This is a genomic window from Mesorhizobium erdmanii USDA 3471, from assembly GCF_000472705.1.
Classification (GTDB): domain Bacteria; phylum Pseudomonadota; class Alphaproteobacteria; order Rhizobiales; family Rhizobiaceae; genus Mesorhizobium; species Mesorhizobium erdmanii.
In genome coordinates this window covers 120790-136375 of record NZ_AXAE01000012.1, presented here as the reverse complement: position 1 = coordinate 136375, position 15586 = coordinate 120790, and the positions used below count along the sequence as shown (strand labels likewise).

The 15586-nt window shown below is 63.8% G+C and carries 14 protein-coding genes and 1 pseudogene; 9 read left to right on the top strand and 6 right to left on the bottom strand.

The window, feature by feature from the left end; genetic code table 11:
• Positions 1 to 151: 151 nt before the first annotated feature.
• The 6 genes from htpG (at position 152) to A3AU_RS0107970 (ending at position 6784) form a co-directional block, all read left to right on the top strand.
• On the top strand, positions 152 to 2038 hold the full coding sequence (htpG, locus tag A3AU_RS0107995; protein ID WP_027052330.1) for a molecular chaperone HtpG: 1887 nt from the start codon (positions 152 to 154) through the stop codon (positions 2036 to 2038).
• 178 nt (positions 2039 to 2216) lie between these two features.
• Positions 2217 to 2615: a GFA family protein gene (locus A3AU_RS0107990; RefSeq protein WP_081709464.1), complete on the top strand. Its 399-nt coding sequence runs from the start codon at positions 2217 to 2219 to the stop codon at positions 2613 to 2615.
• 134 nt (positions 2616 to 2749) lie between these two features.
• Entirely contained in the window at positions 2750 to 3628 is an 879-nt protein-coding gene (locus tag A3AU_RS0107985) for an ABC transporter permease (RefSeq protein WP_032916988.1), read from the top strand.
• Between the two features lie 30 nt (positions 3629 to 3658).
• On the top strand, positions 3659 to 4498 hold the full coding sequence (locus tag A3AU_RS0107980) for an ABC transporter permease (protein WP_027052327.1): 840 nt from the start codon (positions 3659 to 3661) through the stop codon (positions 4496 to 4498).
• Entirely contained in the window at positions 4495 to 5637 is a 1143-nt protein-coding gene (locus A3AU_RS0107975; RefSeq protein ID WP_027052326.1) for an ABC transporter substrate-binding protein, read from the top strand. Before A3AU_RS0107980 ends, A3AU_RS0107975 begins: the two co-directional genes overlap by 4 nt.
• Entirely contained in the window at positions 5630 to 6784 is a 1155-nt protein-coding gene (locus tag A3AU_RS0107970) for an ABC transporter ATP-binding protein (protein ID WP_027052325.1), read from the top strand. The genes A3AU_RS0107975 and A3AU_RS0107970 overlap by 8 nt, the downstream gene beginning before the upstream one ends.
• Before the next feature lie 12 nt (positions 6785 to 6796).
• On the opposite strand, the gene A3AU_RS0107965 is transcribed toward A3AU_RS0107970, so the two are convergent.
• From A3AU_RS0107965 to A3AU_RS1000000137665, 3 genes and pseudogenes are all read right to left on the bottom strand, one after another.
• A complete protein-coding gene (locus tag A3AU_RS0107965; RefSeq protein WP_027052324.1) occupies positions 6797 to 7777 on the bottom strand; it encodes a GlxA family transcriptional regulator in 981 nt (326 codons plus the stop codon).
• Positions 7778 to 7881: 104 nt separating this feature from the next.
• Positions 7882 to 9882: a putative bifunctional diguanylate cyclase/phosphodiesterase gene (locus A3AU_RS01000000135085; protein ID WP_051355308.1), complete on the bottom strand. Its 2001-nt coding sequence runs from the start codon at positions 9880 to 9882 to the stop codon at positions 7882 to 7884.
• A gap of 120 nt (positions 9883 to 10002) precedes the next feature.
• A pseudogene (locus A3AU_RS1000000137665) lies at positions 10003 to 10474 on the bottom strand (glycerol-3-phosphate acyltransferase); the annotation flags it as partial.
• Positions 10475 to 10584: 110 nt separating this feature from the next.
• On the opposite strand from A3AU_RS1000000137665, the gene A3AU_RS0107950 reads away from it, so the two are divergent.
• Together A3AU_RS0107950 and A3AU_RS0107945 are read left to right on the top strand one after the other, a co-directional pair.
• Complete coding sequence (locus A3AU_RS0107950; RefSeq protein WP_027052323.1) at positions 10585 to 11295, top strand: hypothetical protein; 711 nt, start codon at positions 10585 to 10587, stop codon at positions 11293 to 11295.
• A gap of 141 nt (positions 11296 to 11436) precedes the next feature.
• Positions 11437 to 12084 (top strand): glutathione S-transferase family protein, encoded by a 648-nt coding sequence (locus A3AU_RS0107945; protein ID WP_027052322.1) that lies wholly within the window; start codon positions 11437 to 11439, stop codon positions 12082 to 12084.
• 11 nt (positions 12085 to 12095) lie between these two features.
• On the opposite strand, the gene A3AU_RS1000000138845 is transcribed toward A3AU_RS0107945, so the two are convergent.
• Both A3AU_RS1000000138845 and A3AU_RS0107935 read right to left on the bottom strand, forming a co-directional pair.
• On the bottom strand, positions 12096 to 12266 hold the full coding sequence (locus tag A3AU_RS1000000138845) for a hypothetical protein (RefSeq protein WP_154674546.1): 171 nt from the start codon (positions 12264 to 12266) through the stop codon (positions 12096 to 12098).
• Between the two features lie 155 nt (positions 12267 to 12421).
• Positions 12422 to 12784: a hypothetical protein gene (locus A3AU_RS0107935; RefSeq protein ID WP_027052321.1), complete on the bottom strand. Its 363-nt coding sequence runs from the start codon at positions 12782 to 12784 to the stop codon at positions 12422 to 12424.
• Positions 12785 to 13032: 248 nt separating this feature from the next.
• On the opposite strand from A3AU_RS0107935, the gene A3AU_RS0107930 reads away from it, so the two are divergent.
• Positions 13033 to 13473, top strand: a complete 441-nt coding sequence (locus tag A3AU_RS0107930; protein ID WP_027052320.1) for a lipid-binding SYLF domain-containing protein — start codon at positions 13033 to 13035, stop codon at positions 13471 to 13473.
• Between the two features lie 77 nt (positions 13474 to 13550).
• Here A3AU_RS0107930 and A3AU_RS0107925 read toward each other — a convergent pair whose 3' ends face one another.
• On the bottom strand, positions 13551 to 15173 hold the full coding sequence (locus A3AU_RS0107925; protein ID WP_027052319.1) for an ABC-F family ATP-binding cassette domain-containing protein: 1623 nt from the start codon (positions 15171 to 15173) through the stop codon (positions 13551 to 13553).
• Positions 15174 to 15586 lie beyond the last annotated feature (413 nt).

The following is a 15586-nucleotide window of genomic DNA, read 5'->3' as shown; positions in this document are numbered from 1 at the left end:
GTCCCCCTCTTGTCACCCTGCCATCCCACCACCATATCGTCGGCGCGCTGGCCTTGCTGAACACGGTTGCCAGCACCGCAAAAAATGGTTGAAAGGATAGCCCGAACGCGCCTGGCGCGGCGGGTGGATGAACAGCGTGGGAAGATCTTCAATGACAACGGACACGAAAGCGACGGAAACCAGGGCGTTCGAGGCGGACGTTTCGCGGCTGCTGCACATGATGGTGCATTCGGTCTATTCCGACAAAGACGTCTTCCTGCGCGAACTGATTTCCAACGCCGCCGATGCCTGCGAGAAGCTGCGCTTCGAGGCCGTCAGCAGACCCGAACTCCTGGCCGACGACCCCAAGCCGCGCATTTCGATTTCGGCTGATCCCGACAACAAGCAGATCATCGTCGAGGACAACGGCATCGGCATGAGCCGCGACGACATGGCCGAGGCGCTGGGCACCATCGCCCGGTCGGGCACGCGCGCCTTCATCGAGCGCGTCGGCACAGGCACGGAGGACACGCAGCTCATCGGCCAGTTCGGCGTCGGCTTCTATTCCGCCTTCATGGTCGCCGACCGCGTCGACGTCATCAGCCGGCTGGCGGGCAGCGAGGAGGCCTGGCGCTGGTCGTCCGACGGCAAGGGTTCCTATGAGATCGCGCCCGCCCCGCTCGAAGCCGCGCCGAAGCGCGGCACCCGCGTCGTGCTGCATCTGATGGACGACGCCGTCTCCTACACCGGATCCTACCGGCTCGAGCAACTGGCCAAGGCGCAGTCTGGTCATGTGCCGGTGCCGATCACGCTCGTCGAAAAACCCGGCGCCGAGGCGCGCGACATCGCCGACGGCACCGCACTCTGGGTCAGGCCGAAGAGCGAGATCAAGCCCGAGGAATACACCGACTTCTATCGGAGCGTCGCTGGCCAGTACGACGAGCCGGCAGCCACCATCCATTTCCGCGCCGAAGGCCGGCAGGAATATTCGGTGCTGGCCTTCGTGCCCGGCTCGCGGCCGTTCGACCTGTTCGACCAGGACCGCAAGGGCCGCATGAAGCTCTATGTGCGCCGCGTCTTTATCACCGATGATGCCGCCCTTCTGCCGCGTTATCTGCGTTTCGTGCGCGGGTTGGTCGATTCCGCCGACCTGCCGCTCAACGTCTCGCGCGAGATGATCCAGGAAAGTCCGCTGCTGGCCTCGATACGCAAGGGCCTGACCAACCGCGTGCTCGGCGACCTCGCCAAGCTGGCCGAGAACGAAGCCGAGGCTTATGCGAATATCTGGGAGAATTTCGGTGTCGTCCTCAAGGAAGGGCTCTACGAGGACCATGAGCGGCGCGAACAATTGCTGAAGCTCGCCCGCTTCCACTCGACCGCGTCGGGCGAAGGCTGGCGCGGCCTTGCCGACTATGTCGCGGCGATGAAGGATGGCCAGAAGGCGATCTTCTTCATCGCCGGCGACGACCGCGCCCGGCTCGAAGCCTCGCCGCAGCTCGAAGGTTTCAGGGCGCGCGGCATCGAGGTGCTGCTGCTCACCGACCCGGTCGACAGTTTCTGGGTGACGATGGCGCCGGATTTCGACGGCAAGCCGTTCAAATCGGTCACGCAAGGCGGGGCGGAACTCTCGGACATTCCGTTGCTCGACGATGCGAAGAAGCCGGAGACAGCGGCAACGCCCGAGGTCGACGGCTTCCTCGCTTTCGTCAAATCAGCGCTTGGCGACGCCGTCTCCGACGTGAAGGCCTCCGACCGCCTGACCGAAAGCGCGGTCTGCCTGGTCGCGCCCGAACATGGCCCCGACCGGCAGTTCGAGCGGCTGATGAACGCCGCCGGCCGCCTCGACAGGGCGGCGAAGCCGATCCTCGAAATCAACCCGAGGCATGAGCGCGTGCTGGCGCTCGCCGGCCTCGGCGACGACGAACAGGCCTTCAAGGACGATGCCGCCCACCTCCTCTATGACGAGGCGCGCGTGCTCGACGGCGACAAGCCGGCCGATGCCAGGGCGTTCTCGGAACGCCTGGCCCGGCTGATCGCGAGGGGAATTTCGAAGGGTTGAGGCTCGCCAGGCCGCCAAGGCGGTCGTGAATGCAGCTTGGAAGCAGTTCCTCGCGCGACGGCGAAACGCTCGAGCGCGCAATGTCGCAATTGAGCGCCAACTCGGCGTATCTCATGGCGACTGTCTTGCCACGCCGGTACAGATTACTGATCAGGCCGGTTCTCTCCAGGAGATCTGCATGCGTGGTCATTGCCTATGTGGCGCCATTGCTTTTGAAGTCGATGGCCCGGAACAAGCATGCGTGAGCTGTCATTGCGAAAGCTGTCGGCGGCAATGTTCCGCGCCGATGACCACTTACATTGGCGTCTTGGACAGCCAATGGCGATGGCTGGGCAAGCCGCCGAAGATATTCAACTCTTCTCCCGGTGTGGAAAGAACATTTTGCGATCACTGCGGATCGCCGCTCTCCTTCCGTTCGAAGAACATGTCCGGTGTCATGCATTTCTTTGCCGCGGCGATGGAGGAGCCGGAAAAATTCGCACCCACGCTGCATGTCGCTTTCGAGGAGAAGCTGCCTTGGTTGAAGCTCGCCGACGGCCTGCCGACACGGGTTGGGCCTGACTATACGAAGGGCTAGAGCGGCTCAGGAAAGTGCGGCGACGCCCCTGATGTCCACTGGCTCAATCGCCTGTTGTAGACATCGGGCCTCCAATCACCCAATCTTGACCCGGGAACAGAACAAGCGCTTCGAAGAGAGCGCACCGGGTGCTCATGAAACGACGATGGACATTGTATGATCCACGGCTGGCCTGGATGTTGGTCGCGCCGGTGCTTGTGCTGCTGATCTTCTTCCTGGTGCTGCCCATCGCCGTGATGGCCGCCTACACCTTCTTCACCTTCGTCACCGCCGGCGTCGAAACCAGCGCCCTTACGACAGCGAACTGGCACGAATTCCTCACCGACAGCTATTATTCCGGCTTCCTTCTGAAGACGCTGCGGGTCGGCGCCATCACGGCGACGCTTTGCGGGGTGCTGGGTTATTTTCCCGCCTATTTCATCTGGGCGACGACCTTCAAGCACAAATGGCTGCTGCTGCTGCTGCTCATCGTGCCGTTCTGGATCAGCTTCACCATCCGCACCTTTTCGTGGATCAACATCCTGGGCGAACAGGGCGTCATCAACGTCGCGCTGCTGAAACTAGGCATCATCAACGAGCCGCTGCCGATGCTCTACAATGAGGGCGCGGTCATCCTCGGCATGCTGCACTTCCTGCTGCCCTACATGATCCTCAACGTCTATGTCAGCCTCGAGAGCATCGACCGCACCCTGATCGCGGCGGCCCGCTCGATGGGCTGCACCAGCGCGCAAGCGTTCCGCGAGGTGACGCTGCCGCTTTCCTTGCCGGGCCTCGCGGCGGGCCTGCTGCTCTGCTTCGTGCTCGCCGCCGGCAGCTATGTGACGCCGCAATTGCTGGGTTCGGGCCGCGATGCGCTGTTCGGCAATCTGATCTACGACACCATCATGGGCGAATTGAACTGGCCAATGGGCGCCACGCTGTCGATCGTGCTGTTCGTCGTGCTCGGCTTCTTCGCCGCCATCTACACCCGCTACATGGGCATGTCGCAGATCGTCAAAGGCCTTGGTGGATGAAGGGCTTGGGCGAATGAAGGGATTCGGTGCATGAAGTTGGGACGCAGGCAGGAAGGCAGATGGGCCTGGCGGCTGACCGGCTTCGTCACGCTCTGCGTCTACATATTCATGTTCGCGCCGATCGTGGCGACGGTGATCCTGTCCTTCAACGCCTCGATGTTCGGCGGCTTCCCGATGACCGGCTTTTCGCTGCAATGGTACGGCAAGCTGATGGCCAACGAGCAGGTGCTGACCGCCTTCCGCACCTCGTTGTGGATCGCGCTGGTCACATCGGCCGTCACCACGGCCATAGGCGTCGTCACGGCATTCGCGCTGGTGCGCTTCGAATTCCCCGGCAAGCAGGCGCTGAGCACGCTGGTGATCCTGCCGGCGCTGGTGCCGGAGACCATTCTCGGCGTCGGTCTTCTGGTTCTGATCAAGGCGATCGACCAGCCGAGGACCATGCTTTTGCTGGTGCTCGGCCATATCCTGCTGGCAGTGCCCTATGTGGTGCTGATCACCCAGGCGCGCATGGTCGGCATCCGCCGCGTCTATGAGGAAGCCGCGCTTTCGCTCGGCGCCTCGCGCTTCTCGTCCTTCCGTGAGATCACGCTGCCGCTGCTCATCCCCGCCGTCGTCGGCGGCGCGCTGCTCGCCTTCACCATCTCGTTCGACAACACGTCGGCGAGCCTGTTCTGGCGCCCGGCCGGCGTCGAAACCATGCCCACCCAGATCCTTTCGATGCTCAAGATCTCGATCAGCCCCGAGATCAACGCGCTCGGCACCGTGATGATCCTGGTGACCGTCGGCATCCCGCTTGTCGGCGGCCTGATCCTGCAAAGCCTGACCAGATTGAAACGACGCGACCAACCCAAGGAGGAAACACTATGAAACTTACCAACAGCAAGCGGCTTGAACGGCTGCACGACCGCTACCAGAACGGCGATCTCAGCCGCCGAACGTTCCTGACGCTGACCGCCGCCGCGGCGGCCGCGGCGGGCCTCGACATGCCCTGGATGCGGCAGGCGCTCGCCGCGGTCGAAGAGGTTCGCTTCGACGGCTGGGGCGGCACTGTGCAGGATGCGATCGACAAATATGCCTTCAAGCCCTACACGACCAAGACCAAGATCAAGGTGGTCCAGGGCACGTTCGGCGATGAGGACGAGATCATCACCAAGATCAAGACCGCCAAGCCCGGCGACTACCAGGTCATCCATTCCTCAGGCGTCAACTACTACATCAAATATGTGAATGCCGGCCTGACCTCGGAGATCAACGAGGCCAACATTCCCAACATGGCCAATGTGTTGCAGCCGATGATCGATCCGTTCCGCAAGCTGACGCCGAAGCTTTCGGCCGTGCCTTACGACTACGGCACGACAGGCATCGCCTACAACACCAAGGTGATCTCGCCCGAGGAAGCCAAGGAAAAGGGCGCGGCCCTCCTGCTCGACAAGAAATATGCCGGCAAGGTCGGCGGCTATGACGACATGACCACGCGCGTCTGGTACGCGGCACTGGCCACCGGACAGGACCCCAACAACCTCAAGGACATGGACGCAATCTGGGCCAAGGTGCGCGAGACGCGCGACCTCGCCAAGAAGTTCTGGAGTTCGGGCGCCGAGCTGATGGACCTGCTTTCCAAGGGCGAGATCGTGGTGACCGACGCATGGTCGGGCCGCGTCGCCGCCTTGCAGGACCAGGGCGCGCCGATCGGCTATCTCGATCCTGCCGGCTCCTATGCCTGGATGGAGGACATGCTGATCCTGAAGGGCTCGCCGATGGCCGAGTGCGAGGAGCTGATCAACTTCATGCTCGACCCCGCGACCTCCATCGCCGTGGCCGAGGGCCAGAGCTATCCGCCTTCGCTCGACCCGACCAAGGTCAAGCTGACCGAGAAGATCGAGAAGCTGCCGGCTTTCGACAAGACGGGAACGATGAAGGCGCTGACCTTCGCCGATCCTGTCTACTGGGCGACCAACGAGGACGCCTGGACCAAGCAGTGGAACAGGATTTCGAAGGGTGCCTGACAGCCAGGACGCGACATCCAATCCCCGGCCGGCGTCGGCCGGGGCAGCGAATGCGGGCGAGGCCGCCGGGGCGAACAGCCCGGCGGTCGAGTTCCGCGACATCGACATTGCCTATGGCAAGTTCGTCGCAGTGCGCGATTTCTCGCTGTCGATCGCCAAGGGCAGTTTCGTCACCTTGCTGGGGCCTTCGGGCTGCGGCAAGACCACCATCCTGCGCTCCATCGCCGGCCTGGTCGACATTTCGGGCGGCCAGATCATGATCGATGGACGGCGGGTCGACGACGTGCCGATCTACAAGCGCAACATCGGCCTGGTCTTCCAGAGCTATGCGCTGTTCCCGCACAAGACCGTGTTCGACAACGTCGCCTTCGGCCTGAAGTACCGCAACGTGCCGAAGCCCGAGATTGTCCGCAGGGTCGGCAAGGCGCTCGAAATGGTGCGCTTGCCGGGCAGCGAGAAGAAGCTGCCCTCGCAGCTGTCGGGCGGCCAGCAGCAGCGCATCGCGCTTGCCCGCGCCATCGTCTTCGAGCCGCAGGTGCTTCTGCTCGACGAGCCGCTGTCGGCGCTGGACGCCAACATGCGCGAGGAGATGCGCGTCGAGATCAAGAAGATCCAGAAGGAAACCGGCATCACCGCCATCTTCGTCACGCACGACCAGGAGGAGGCGCTCTCCATGTCGGACCGCATCGTGGTGATGAACCAGGGCGCGGTGGAGCAGATCGGAACCCCGCAGCAGGTCTATGACACACCGGCCACGGCCTTCGTCGCCGACTTCCTCGGCAAGGCCAACATGCTCGCCGGGACGGTGAGCGCATCCGCAACGGCGGTGCTGCTCGCCACGGGCCAGACCGTCAACGTCGCCTGTCCAAGGCCGCTTGCGCAAGGCAGCAAGGTCACCGTCGTCGTGCGGCCGCAGAAACTGTCGGTCGGTGCGGCGGCGGGCGCCAACGTTCTGTCCGGCCGTGTCGTCTCGGCCTCGTATCTGGGCGGCAGCGCGATCTATGAGATCGACATCGGCGGCAAGGCCAATATCCGCGCCAACGCGCCGATCAGCGGCCGCGTGCTTCGCGAAGGCGAGCCGATCGATCTCGGATTCGACCCGGGAGACTGCGTCCTGCTCGACGAGGCCGGCCAGCGGATTTCGTAGTACCGGCCTTGATCAGCCGCCCGCCGCCGCGCCTGCCATGCGGTTGGGGTGCCTGAGATGGGTTGGCGTGATGCCGGTCTGCTGGCGGAAGACGCGGCTGAAATGACCGGCATTGGTGAAGCCGCAGCGATAGGCGATGTCGCCGATCTGCAACTCGCTGCCTTCGAGCAGCGACTTCGCATGATGCACCCTGAGAGCGAGATAGGCCGCCATCGGCCCGACGCCGAGTTCGGCCTGGAAAAGCCGCTCGAGCTGGCGGCGCGAAGAGTTCAGGCGGCTGGCGATCTCGGCGACCGACAACGTCTCCTGGAGGTTGCTCTCCATCAACAGCAAGGCGCGCTTCACCGCGCGGCTCGACGCCGCCGGAAACAGGTCGCCGACGGGCTGCACGTCGCGGCTGCTCCTGATGCGGTCGAGCACAAGGATCTTGGCGGCCTTTTCCGCCGCCTTCTGGCCGATGAACTGGGACACGAAATAGCCGGCGAGGTCGGCCGCCCCCGTGCCGCCCGCGCAGGTCGAGCGGCCGCGGTCGACGGAATACAGGCTGTCGGCATGGGCGTTGACATCAGGGAACTGATTGCGGAAATCCTTGATGTGGAACCAGCTGACGGCAGCACTATAGCCATCGAGCAAGCCATAGCGCGCCAGCACGAAGCTTCCGGTGCACAGCGCCGTCAGCGGCACGCCCTTTTCGGCCGCCCGCAACAGGAAGGCCTCCTTGTCGGAACTCAAGGCACGGTTGGTGTCAAGCAGGCCGCCAACCACGACGATGTTGTCGAAATCCTCCGGATTGCCGATCGCTTTCGTCGGCAGCAATTCGACGCCGCAACTCGCCCGGATCGGCAGGCCGCGTTCGCCCACGATCTCCCAGTCGAACTCGATCCTGCGGCTGCGGTCGCCCTCGTCGCCCGCCAGCCGCAGCGTGTCGATGAACAGCGACAGCGGCGACAGCGTGAAGTCGCGAACCAAAAGAAACGCAAACCGTCTGGCCATTGTTCTGGAAACGTCCCCCGCCCGTTTGAGGCTCATTCAGCCCCGAACGTTGACCACCGATCGCGGCGTTTATCAACACCGGCGGCCAATTCCCGGCGGCCAATTCAGGCCGCGCTGCCGCTTCGGGGATCGCGCCATGGCAGCGCCGGATCGAAGATCGCTTCCGCCGCCAGCGAGGTGCCGGAACGCCCCGCGTCGAAGGCCAGCGCCTCGGCCATCGGAAGCGCGGCCGAAAACAGGAACCCTTGCGCGACCTTGCAGCCCAGCGATCGCAGGATCAGGCGATCCGCATCCGTCTCGACGCCCTCCGCCATGACCTCAATGCCGAGCGTTTGCCCGAGATCGATGACCGCCTTGACCAGGGCCTGGTCCGCCACCGACCTGGCGAGGTCGCGCACGAAGTCCTTGTCGATCTTGATCTTGCGGATGCGGCTGTCCTTCAGCGAGACCAGGGTCGAAAAGCCGGTGCCGAAATCGTCGAGCACGATCGATATGCCGGCATCCGCCAGGCGTCCGACCTTCTCGTCGACCCTGTCGCGGTCGACCGGCGCTTCTTCCGTGATCTCTATCTCCAGCATCGCCGCCGGGACGTTTCTGGCCTGCAATATGTCGAGGATCATGTCGTCGACATCGCCGGCTTCGAGCTCGCGCGGCGACAAATTCATGGCCACGCGGACGTCGTGGCGCCCGTTGCGCATCAGCTCCTTGATCATCGAGCAGCAATTGAGGAACACCGTCTCGGTCAACAGCGGCAGCAGGCCAGTCTCCCGCGCGGCGATGACGATCTCGGGCGGGGAGATGGCCCCGTGGATCGGATGCCGCCAGCGCAGCAGCGCTTCGAAGCCGACGACGGCGTCGGCGTCCAGGGCCACCAGGGGCTGGAACCACGAGCAAAGCGTGCCGGCTTCGATGGCGCCACGCAGATCGCGCTCGATGCAGTGCTTGCGTTCGAGCGCGCCGTCGAGTTCGGCATCGAAGAGGCAGTATTCGTTCCTGCCGCCGCGCTTGGCCGCGTAAAGCGCGAAGTCGGCCCGGAGCAGCATCTCCGTCAGCCGCGGCTTGTCCGACTGATAGATGCCGATCGATGCGCCGACACGCACCGACCTCAACGCCGGATCCGGATTGGCGATGGCCGCGATGATCTGGGATGCGAGCCCGTCGGCCGGATGCGCAGCCCCGCCGGCGGGAAACAGCAGCACGAACTCGTCGCCGCCGATGCGCGCGATCGTCGCCCCTTTCGGCGCGTGGTCTTCTATACGGCGCGCCACCTTGACCAGCAGCTCGTCGCCGATGTTGTGACCATAGGTGTCGTTGACGGATTTGAAGCCGTCGAGGTCGATCAGCATGGCCACGAACGGGCCGTCGGCAAGTCTGAGCCGGGAGATGGCGTGCTCCAGCCCATGCCTGTTGAGCAGGTGCGTCAGCGGGTCGCGCCTGGAGTTCTGTTCCATCTCGGCGGCGAACGCCCTCGCCTCGTATTTGAGGCGGCTCGTCTCGCGGAAGCGGGACTGTCCCAGAAGCGCGTTTCTGATCATGCCGCCAAGAAAAATCACGATCGTGAAGGCGAGCACATAGTTCTCGAAACCGCCTTTCGCCAGCACGCATCCGGCGGCGATCACAAGCGGCAGCGTTATGAAATTGATCGAGGCCGGCGCGTAGGGTGTCCCGTAGGTGACCGAACCGGCCGTCGTGCCAGCGAGCACGATCAGATAGAGCGACGCCTGGGGCGTCGTGTATCCGTTCGTCAGCAGCGCCAGGCAGGACCAGGCGATACCCGACGCAAGGGCCAGCATGCCATAGCGGGAAAGCCGGGCAGCGACCGCTTTCGGTCGGCTCTCGGCGGTGTCCAGCCGGGTCAGGGCAAGCGCCAGGCGCGCGCCATTCAGCGCACTGACCACCGCGAACCACAGCACCGCCGCAAGACGGCCGCCCGACAGCATCTGCACGGCCAGGATCAGGGCCGACAGCACCGTGCCGATGGGCATGGAGATGAATATGCCCTTCCGCAGGTCGGCCAGCTGATCGCGCAGGATGCCGGCTGCCACGGCTTCGCCCTGCCCCTCGGGAGTGGGGCCTGCAACCAGCCGCTCGAAATGCCCTGCCATGACCCAGCGTTAGGGCAGCGGAGTGAAAATCGTGTTAAGGATTTCAGCGGTTTACGGCGCGATTTTCGATTAAAGCCGGTGGCAGTGCATGTCCGAGGGGCATCCGCATGAGCGGACAATCTATATCAGCGGCTCCGCTTTCGCTTCCGGGCTGTTTTGGCCCAGCCGCGGCTCTGTCCCGTTGAGCAGCCGCCGGATGTTGGCGCGATGGCGCGCTATCACGTAGAGCCCGCCGGCAATCACCAGCAGCCGGTAGGGCAAAGGCTGATCCAGGGCGCAGACGAGGACGATCGCCGTCAGCGCCGCCAGCATCGAACTCAGGGAAACGATCCTCGATACCGCCAGCACGGCGCAAAAGACCGCCCCGGCCCCCACGCCGATTGGCCCGGACAGTGCCAGCAGCACGCCCAGCCCCGTCGCGGCGGATTTGCCGCCGCACAAAGCTTTGCAGGTCAAGCCCTGCCGGCGGCGTCAGAAACGGCAATGCATAGAGCCCGCGTGCAAACACGATCGCCGCCACGCCTTTCAGCACATCGACCAGCAGCACCGCCAGGGCAAGCCCTTTGCCGAGGGTCCGCAACACATTGGTTGCGAACGCGACTAGCCGCCTACATGTGCTAGTGGAACCGTCTAAGCATCGTTCCGGTTGTCTGCTGTGAGAACTGTCGTTCCACGAAGGCCCCTGATGAGCGAACATGAAACATGGCAGCCAAGAAGCGCGACTCCCTGCGGAAGATCCTGAGCGGCATCGTTGCGGCAATTGCCGCCGCGCCTGATCGCACATCCGAGCAGGCCGTGAGCACCGCGAAGGCGTCAGTGGTCGCCGAATGGCCGCTGCCGCCATCGGCAACGCTTGGCTCCTCCTTGCGCCTGAAGGGGATCGAACGCGAGATTCGAGCCCGGCTGCCGTGTGCTGTGAGGAAGTTTGCCAAGGCTGATACCGGCCGCATCGTATTGCGCATGTTGAAAACCGACGCGGATGCATTCCAGGCCGCCTCTGAAACCATCTCCAGGACACTGGCGGGCATCGAAACGCTGGCCGTGCTTCCGCGGGAGGCAGAAGACATCCTCACCATCTCCGCCCGCGAGCGCCACAAATGGCCGAAGGACGGTCGCCTGAAAAGCATCGGCACGCGCACCGTCAAGATGCGCGGGCGATCCAAGACCGTCACTTTCCATGTTTTCGATCCACGCCACATCGAGGACATTCTCGATCGTGACTTGGCGAGCGCCTGGAGGGAGGAGGACGTGCAGGAAGTCGCCGAGAACAGGCGGCGCGGCGCCGGCAAGGCCGCTCTGACGCGCGCGGGAAAGCGGGAGCGCAAGTCTCGCAACGCAGGGAATTCGCGAAAGGATGATGCTCCACGGCTGGAGGGCTGGGACAGTTTCGAGGCGGAAGGCCTGCTTCGCTAGGACCCAGGGCGCATTCCTTCGGTTCGGGCCGCGAAATCCAATGGCCGAAAAACGAGATAGCTTGTCGGGAATGAAGCCGGCCGTTCGTCCTCTGGGTGCCACCTAGATCCAGACACACCGAACCAGCCACCGGAGCCTTCCATGATCCCCATAATCACGGCCTTTGAACGCTCGCCCGATGGCGGCAAGGGACTGGCGCGCGATACGCGCGTTCGCTGGGCGCTCGAAGAAGTGGGGCAGCCCTATGAGGTTCGTCTCGTTTCGTTCGCACAGATGAAGGCGCCTGGCCATCTGGCCATCCATCCCTTCGGCCAGATCCCCACCTATGAGGAAGGATCTCTATGCCTGTTCGAGACCGGCTCGATCGTCTTCCATCTCGCCGAACAGCATGCCGGCCTGTTGCCTGGGGACCGCGATGCCCGCGCCCGTGCCATCACCTGGATGTTTGCCGCCCTCAACACCGTCGAGCCGCCGGTCCTCGACTTGACGACGGCACGAATATTCGAAGCCGATAAGCCTTGGAGCGCGGAACGCCTGCCATTGGTGAAGGACCGCGTTCGCGCGACGCTGGACAAGCTCTCGGTCCACCTCGGCGCTGCCCACTGGCTCGATGGTGCGTTCAGCGCCGGCGATCTCTTGATGGTGTCGGTGCTGCTGCGCCTGAGAATGTCAGGCATTCTGGACGAATATGAAAACCTGGCTGCCTATGTGGCGCGCGGCGAAGCCCGGCCCGCTTACGCCAGGGCCTTCGCCGCGCAACTTGCGGTCAATGCCCCATCGGCCGGCTGACACTATCGAAATCAGCGATCCTGCGACCAGGCCCCCAAGCCGGCCATGTCGGTCAGACGGATCGCTGCCAGCGTGTCGAGTTCTTTCGAGATCGGAGTTGGGCGGGTGCCCTGCGGTTCGGGTTCGCTCTTCGCGGTCGTGGGGCGGGCTTGGCCAATCATGGCTCGAACGGCAGTCAGCATGTGCGATGTCCCTTCGCTTGTCCTGACGCTAAGAACTTGGCGAATGGATTTACGTTCCACAGGCTGGTGACATAAACGCTCGCGTCCGGCGACCTCGAGCCTTGGCATTCATGCGCTGATCGATGTCGGCGGCGTGGCCTCCGGGCTCTCGATGCCTACGGATATTGCGCCTTTGCGATCGCCGGGCTCATATCACCCTCCAACGCCTTCGGCAGCGGCAGGCTGGAGCATTGCAGGTACACGTCGCGGGCGAACCGCTTTCGATTTTTCTGCTCGGCCTCCTTGGTGGCCGCGATGATGCCCAGCCCGTAGGGGCCGAGTGCCGCGAATTCCCAGCCCGGGTGAAGTTTTTCACGAGCCTGATAGTCGGAAGCCGCCGTGCGGGCCTGCTGGCATTGCGGCGATGCCCATTTCGGGTCCTGCGGCGAAAGCGACGCGCCATAATCGACCGGGGATGTCGCGCACCCGCCCAATGTCACCGCCAATGCGGACATTGCAATTTCCAGCGCAATTCTCATCCACAAGCCCCCGTTGTTGCCGTCCCGCTCTCCGCTGCCCGGCCGTCATGCGGGTCGCGCCAATCACGTATACGCGATGTCTGGCCCCAGCGGCTTGCCACAGGCCTCGCTTCGTGTCGATCTTCCCGCGGTCGGAATCAGGCCGCGTGCCTGGAACCAAATGACAGGCGAGACAGTTCAGTTGTAACTTTGACACAGCGCTGACGCGCCCGACCGATCGGGCAAACAGTGATTTTGAGGAGCTCCACATGCAGATTTCGTCCGGATTTCGTTCGATCGCGGTTGCCGCCATGGCCATGGCGGGCGTCAGCCTTGCCAGCGCAGCACACGCCGACAGCGGCACGATCCGCTTTTCCGTCTACAAGGCTGCCTTCTTTGTCGGCGGTTCCGGTGGCGAAGGCACGTTCACCTTCCACGGCTTGACCTATCCCATCTCGATCGGCGGCGTGTCGGGTGGCCTCGCCTTCGGCGTTTCCAAGACCTATTTCCATGGCACCGTGCGCCACATCAGGCGCGCTCGGGATGTGACGGGAGTCTATGGCGCGGCGGGCGGCGGCGGCACGATCGGCAAAGGCGCCCAGGTTATCCTGATGACCAATGACAAGGGCGCCCAGCTCGAACTCACCGGCAAGCAGGTGGGCCTGCAGGTCAACGCCGACCTCAGCGGCATGGCCATCTCGCTGCGGTAAACTTCGACATCCTCAAGGCGCGTCGCGGCGAACGAATGCAGGCGACGCGCCTTCAGGCAGGATCCCGGAAAATGGAGTTAGCTCCTTAGCCCCGGCGCTTCCTGCCCCGTCCTCTCCACATATTCCGTATAGCCGCCGCCATAGGTGTGGATGCCTTCCGGCGTCAGTTCCAGCACGCGGTTCGACAGCGCGGCAAGGAAATGCCGGTCGTGCGACACGAACAGCATCGTTCCCTCATACTGCGACAGCGCCTCGATCAGCATCTGCTTGGTGGCGATGTCGAGGTGGTTGGTCGGCTCGTCCAGCACCAGCAGATTGGGCGGGTCGAACAGCATCAGCGCCATCACCAGCCGTGCCTTTTCGCCGCCTGACAGCACGCGGCATTTCTTCTCGATCTCGTCGCCGGAAAAGCCGAAGCAGCCGGCAAGTGCCCTGAGCGGCGCCTGGCCCGCCTGCGGGAAATTGTCCTCCAGCGTCTGGAACACGGTGCGCTCGCCTTCGAGCAGTTCCATGGCATGCTGGGCGAAATAGCCCATTTTCACGCTCGGCCCGCGCGCCACCGTGCCGGTGTCGGGATCGGAAGCACCGGCAACCAGCTTGAGCAGCGTCGACTTGCCCGCGCCGTTGACGCCCATGATGCACCAGCGTTCACGGCGGCGGACCTGGAAGTCGAGCCCCTCATAGATGCTGCGGCTGCCATAGGCCTTGTGGACATTCTTCAAGGTGACGACATCCTCGCCGCAGCGCGGCGCCGGCTGGAACTCGAAATTGACGATCTGGCGGCGCTTGGGCGGTTCGACGCGGTCGATCTTGTCGAGCTTTTTCACCCGGCTCTGCACTTGTGCGGCGTGGGAAGCGCGCGCCTTGAAGCGCTCGATGAAGGCGATCTCCTTGGCCAGCATCGCCTGCTGGCGCTCGAACTGCGCCTGCTGCTGCTTGTCGGCGATCGCCCGCTGCTGCTGGTAGAATTCATAATTGCCGGAATAGGCGGTGAGCGAGCCGGCATCGATCTCGACGATCTTGTTGACGATGCGGTTCATGAACTCGCGGTCGTGCGAGGTCATCAGCAGCGCGCCGTCATAGCCTTTCAGGAACTGTTCGAGCCAGATCAGGCTTTCGAGATCGAGATGGTTCGACGGTTCGTCGAGCAGCATCACATCGGGCCGCATCAACAGGATGCGGGCCAGCGCCACGCGCATCTTCCAGCCGCCGGACAGCTTGCCGACATCGCCGTCCATCATCTCTTGCGAAAAGCCGAGGCCATCCAGCACTTCGCGGGCGCGGCCGTCGAGCGCATAGCCGTCGAGCTCCTCGAAGCGGTGCTGCGCCTCGCCATATTTCTCGATGATCTCGTCCATCCTGTCGGCCTGGTCGGGATCGGCCATCGCCGCTTCCAGTTCCGCCATCTCGGCCGCCACGTCGCTGACCGGCCCGGCGCCGTTCATCACTTCGGCGACGGCGCTATGGCCCGCCATGTCGCCGACATCCTGGCTGAAATAGCCGATGGTGACGCCGCGATCGACCTGCACCTGGCCCTCGTCCGGCTGCTCCTGGCTGGTGATCATGCGAAACAGGGTCGTCTTGCCGGCGCCGTTCGGGCCGACAAGGCCAACCTTCTCGCCCTTCTGCAGCGAGGCCGACGCCTCGATGAAGACAAGCTGACGGCCATTCTGCTTGCTGATGCTTTCAAGTCTGATCATGCGGCTTCCGGGGGAATTGGACCTTTGGGAGGATTTCCCCGGGGCCATACGCGAAGCACCACGGCAAAGGAAGAGGCACAAGCGCCGCAGATAGAGCTGATCTCCCCACTTGTGGGGGAGATGGCCGGCAGGCCAGAGGGGGGCGCTGGCCCGCCGACGTCTCCGTCAATGACAAATCACGCCAGTCCATCGTTTGGTTCCCAGTTCACCCAGGCTAAGCAGGGCCGCGTTCCTTCACGCCCCCCTCTGCCCTGCCGGGCATCTCCCCCACGAGAGGGGAGATCGGCAGCTCGCCCAGACACACTCCAGAAACAAGATTCAACATGCGGGAAAAACTGGCGAAAAGATCGTCAGTCATAACCATCCTCGTAGCAGCCGAACAGCGGCCGCCACAGCAACGCAAAGGGATGCTG

Bases quoted from the DNA above. Each gene is read 5' to 3' on its own strand.
- A3AU_RS01000000135085 (WP_051355308.1), bottom strand. From the start codon at position 9,882: ATGGCAGGGCATTTCGAGCGGCTGGTTGCAGGCCCCACTCCCGAGGGG.
- A3AU_RS0107925 (WP_027052319.1), bottom strand. From the start codon at position 15,173: ATGATCAGACTTGAAAGCATCAGCAAGCAGAATGGCCGTCAGCTTGTC.
- htpG (WP_027052330.1), top strand. From the start codon at position 152: ATGACAACGGACACGAAAGCGACGGAAACCAGGGCGTTCGAGGCGGAC.
- A3AU_RS0107935 (WP_027052321.1), bottom strand. From the start codon at position 12,784: ATGAGAATTGCGCTGGAAATTGCAATGTCCGCATTGGCGGTGACATTG.
- A3AU_RS0107930 (WP_027052320.1), top strand. From the start codon at position 13,033: ATGCAGATTTCGTCCGGATTTCGTTCGATCGCGGTTGCCGCCATGGCC.
- A3AU_RS0107945 (WP_027052322.1), top strand. From the start codon at position 11,437: ATGATCCCCATAATCACGGCCTTTGAACGCTCGCCCGATGGCGGCAAG.
- A3AU_RS0107975 (WP_027052326.1), top strand. From the start codon at position 4,495: ATGAAACTTACCAACAGCAAGCGGCTTGAACGGCTGCACGACCGCTAC.
- A3AU_RS1000000138845 (WP_154674546.1), bottom strand. From the start codon at position 12,266: ATGCTGACTGCCGTTCGAGCCATGATTGGCCAAGCCCGCCCCACGACC.
- A3AU_RS0107965 (WP_027052324.1), bottom strand. From the start codon at position 7,777: ATGGCCAGACGGTTTGCGTTTCTTTTGGTTCGCGACTTCACGCTGTCG.
- A3AU_RS0107990 (WP_081709464.1), top strand. From the start codon at position 2,217: ATGCGTGGTCATTGCCTATGTGGCGCCATTGCTTTTGAAGTCGATGGC.
- A3AU_RS0107950 (WP_027052323.1), top strand. From the start codon at position 10,585: ATGGCAGCCAAGAAGCGCGACTCCCTGCGGAAGATCCTGAGCGGCATC.
- A3AU_RS0107980 (WP_027052327.1), top strand. From the start codon at position 3,659: ATGAAGTTGGGACGCAGGCAGGAAGGCAGATGGGCCTGGCGGCTGACC.
- A3AU_RS0107985 (WP_032916988.1), top strand. From the start codon at position 2,750: ATGAAACGACGATGGACATTGTATGATCCACGGCTGGCCTGGATGTTG.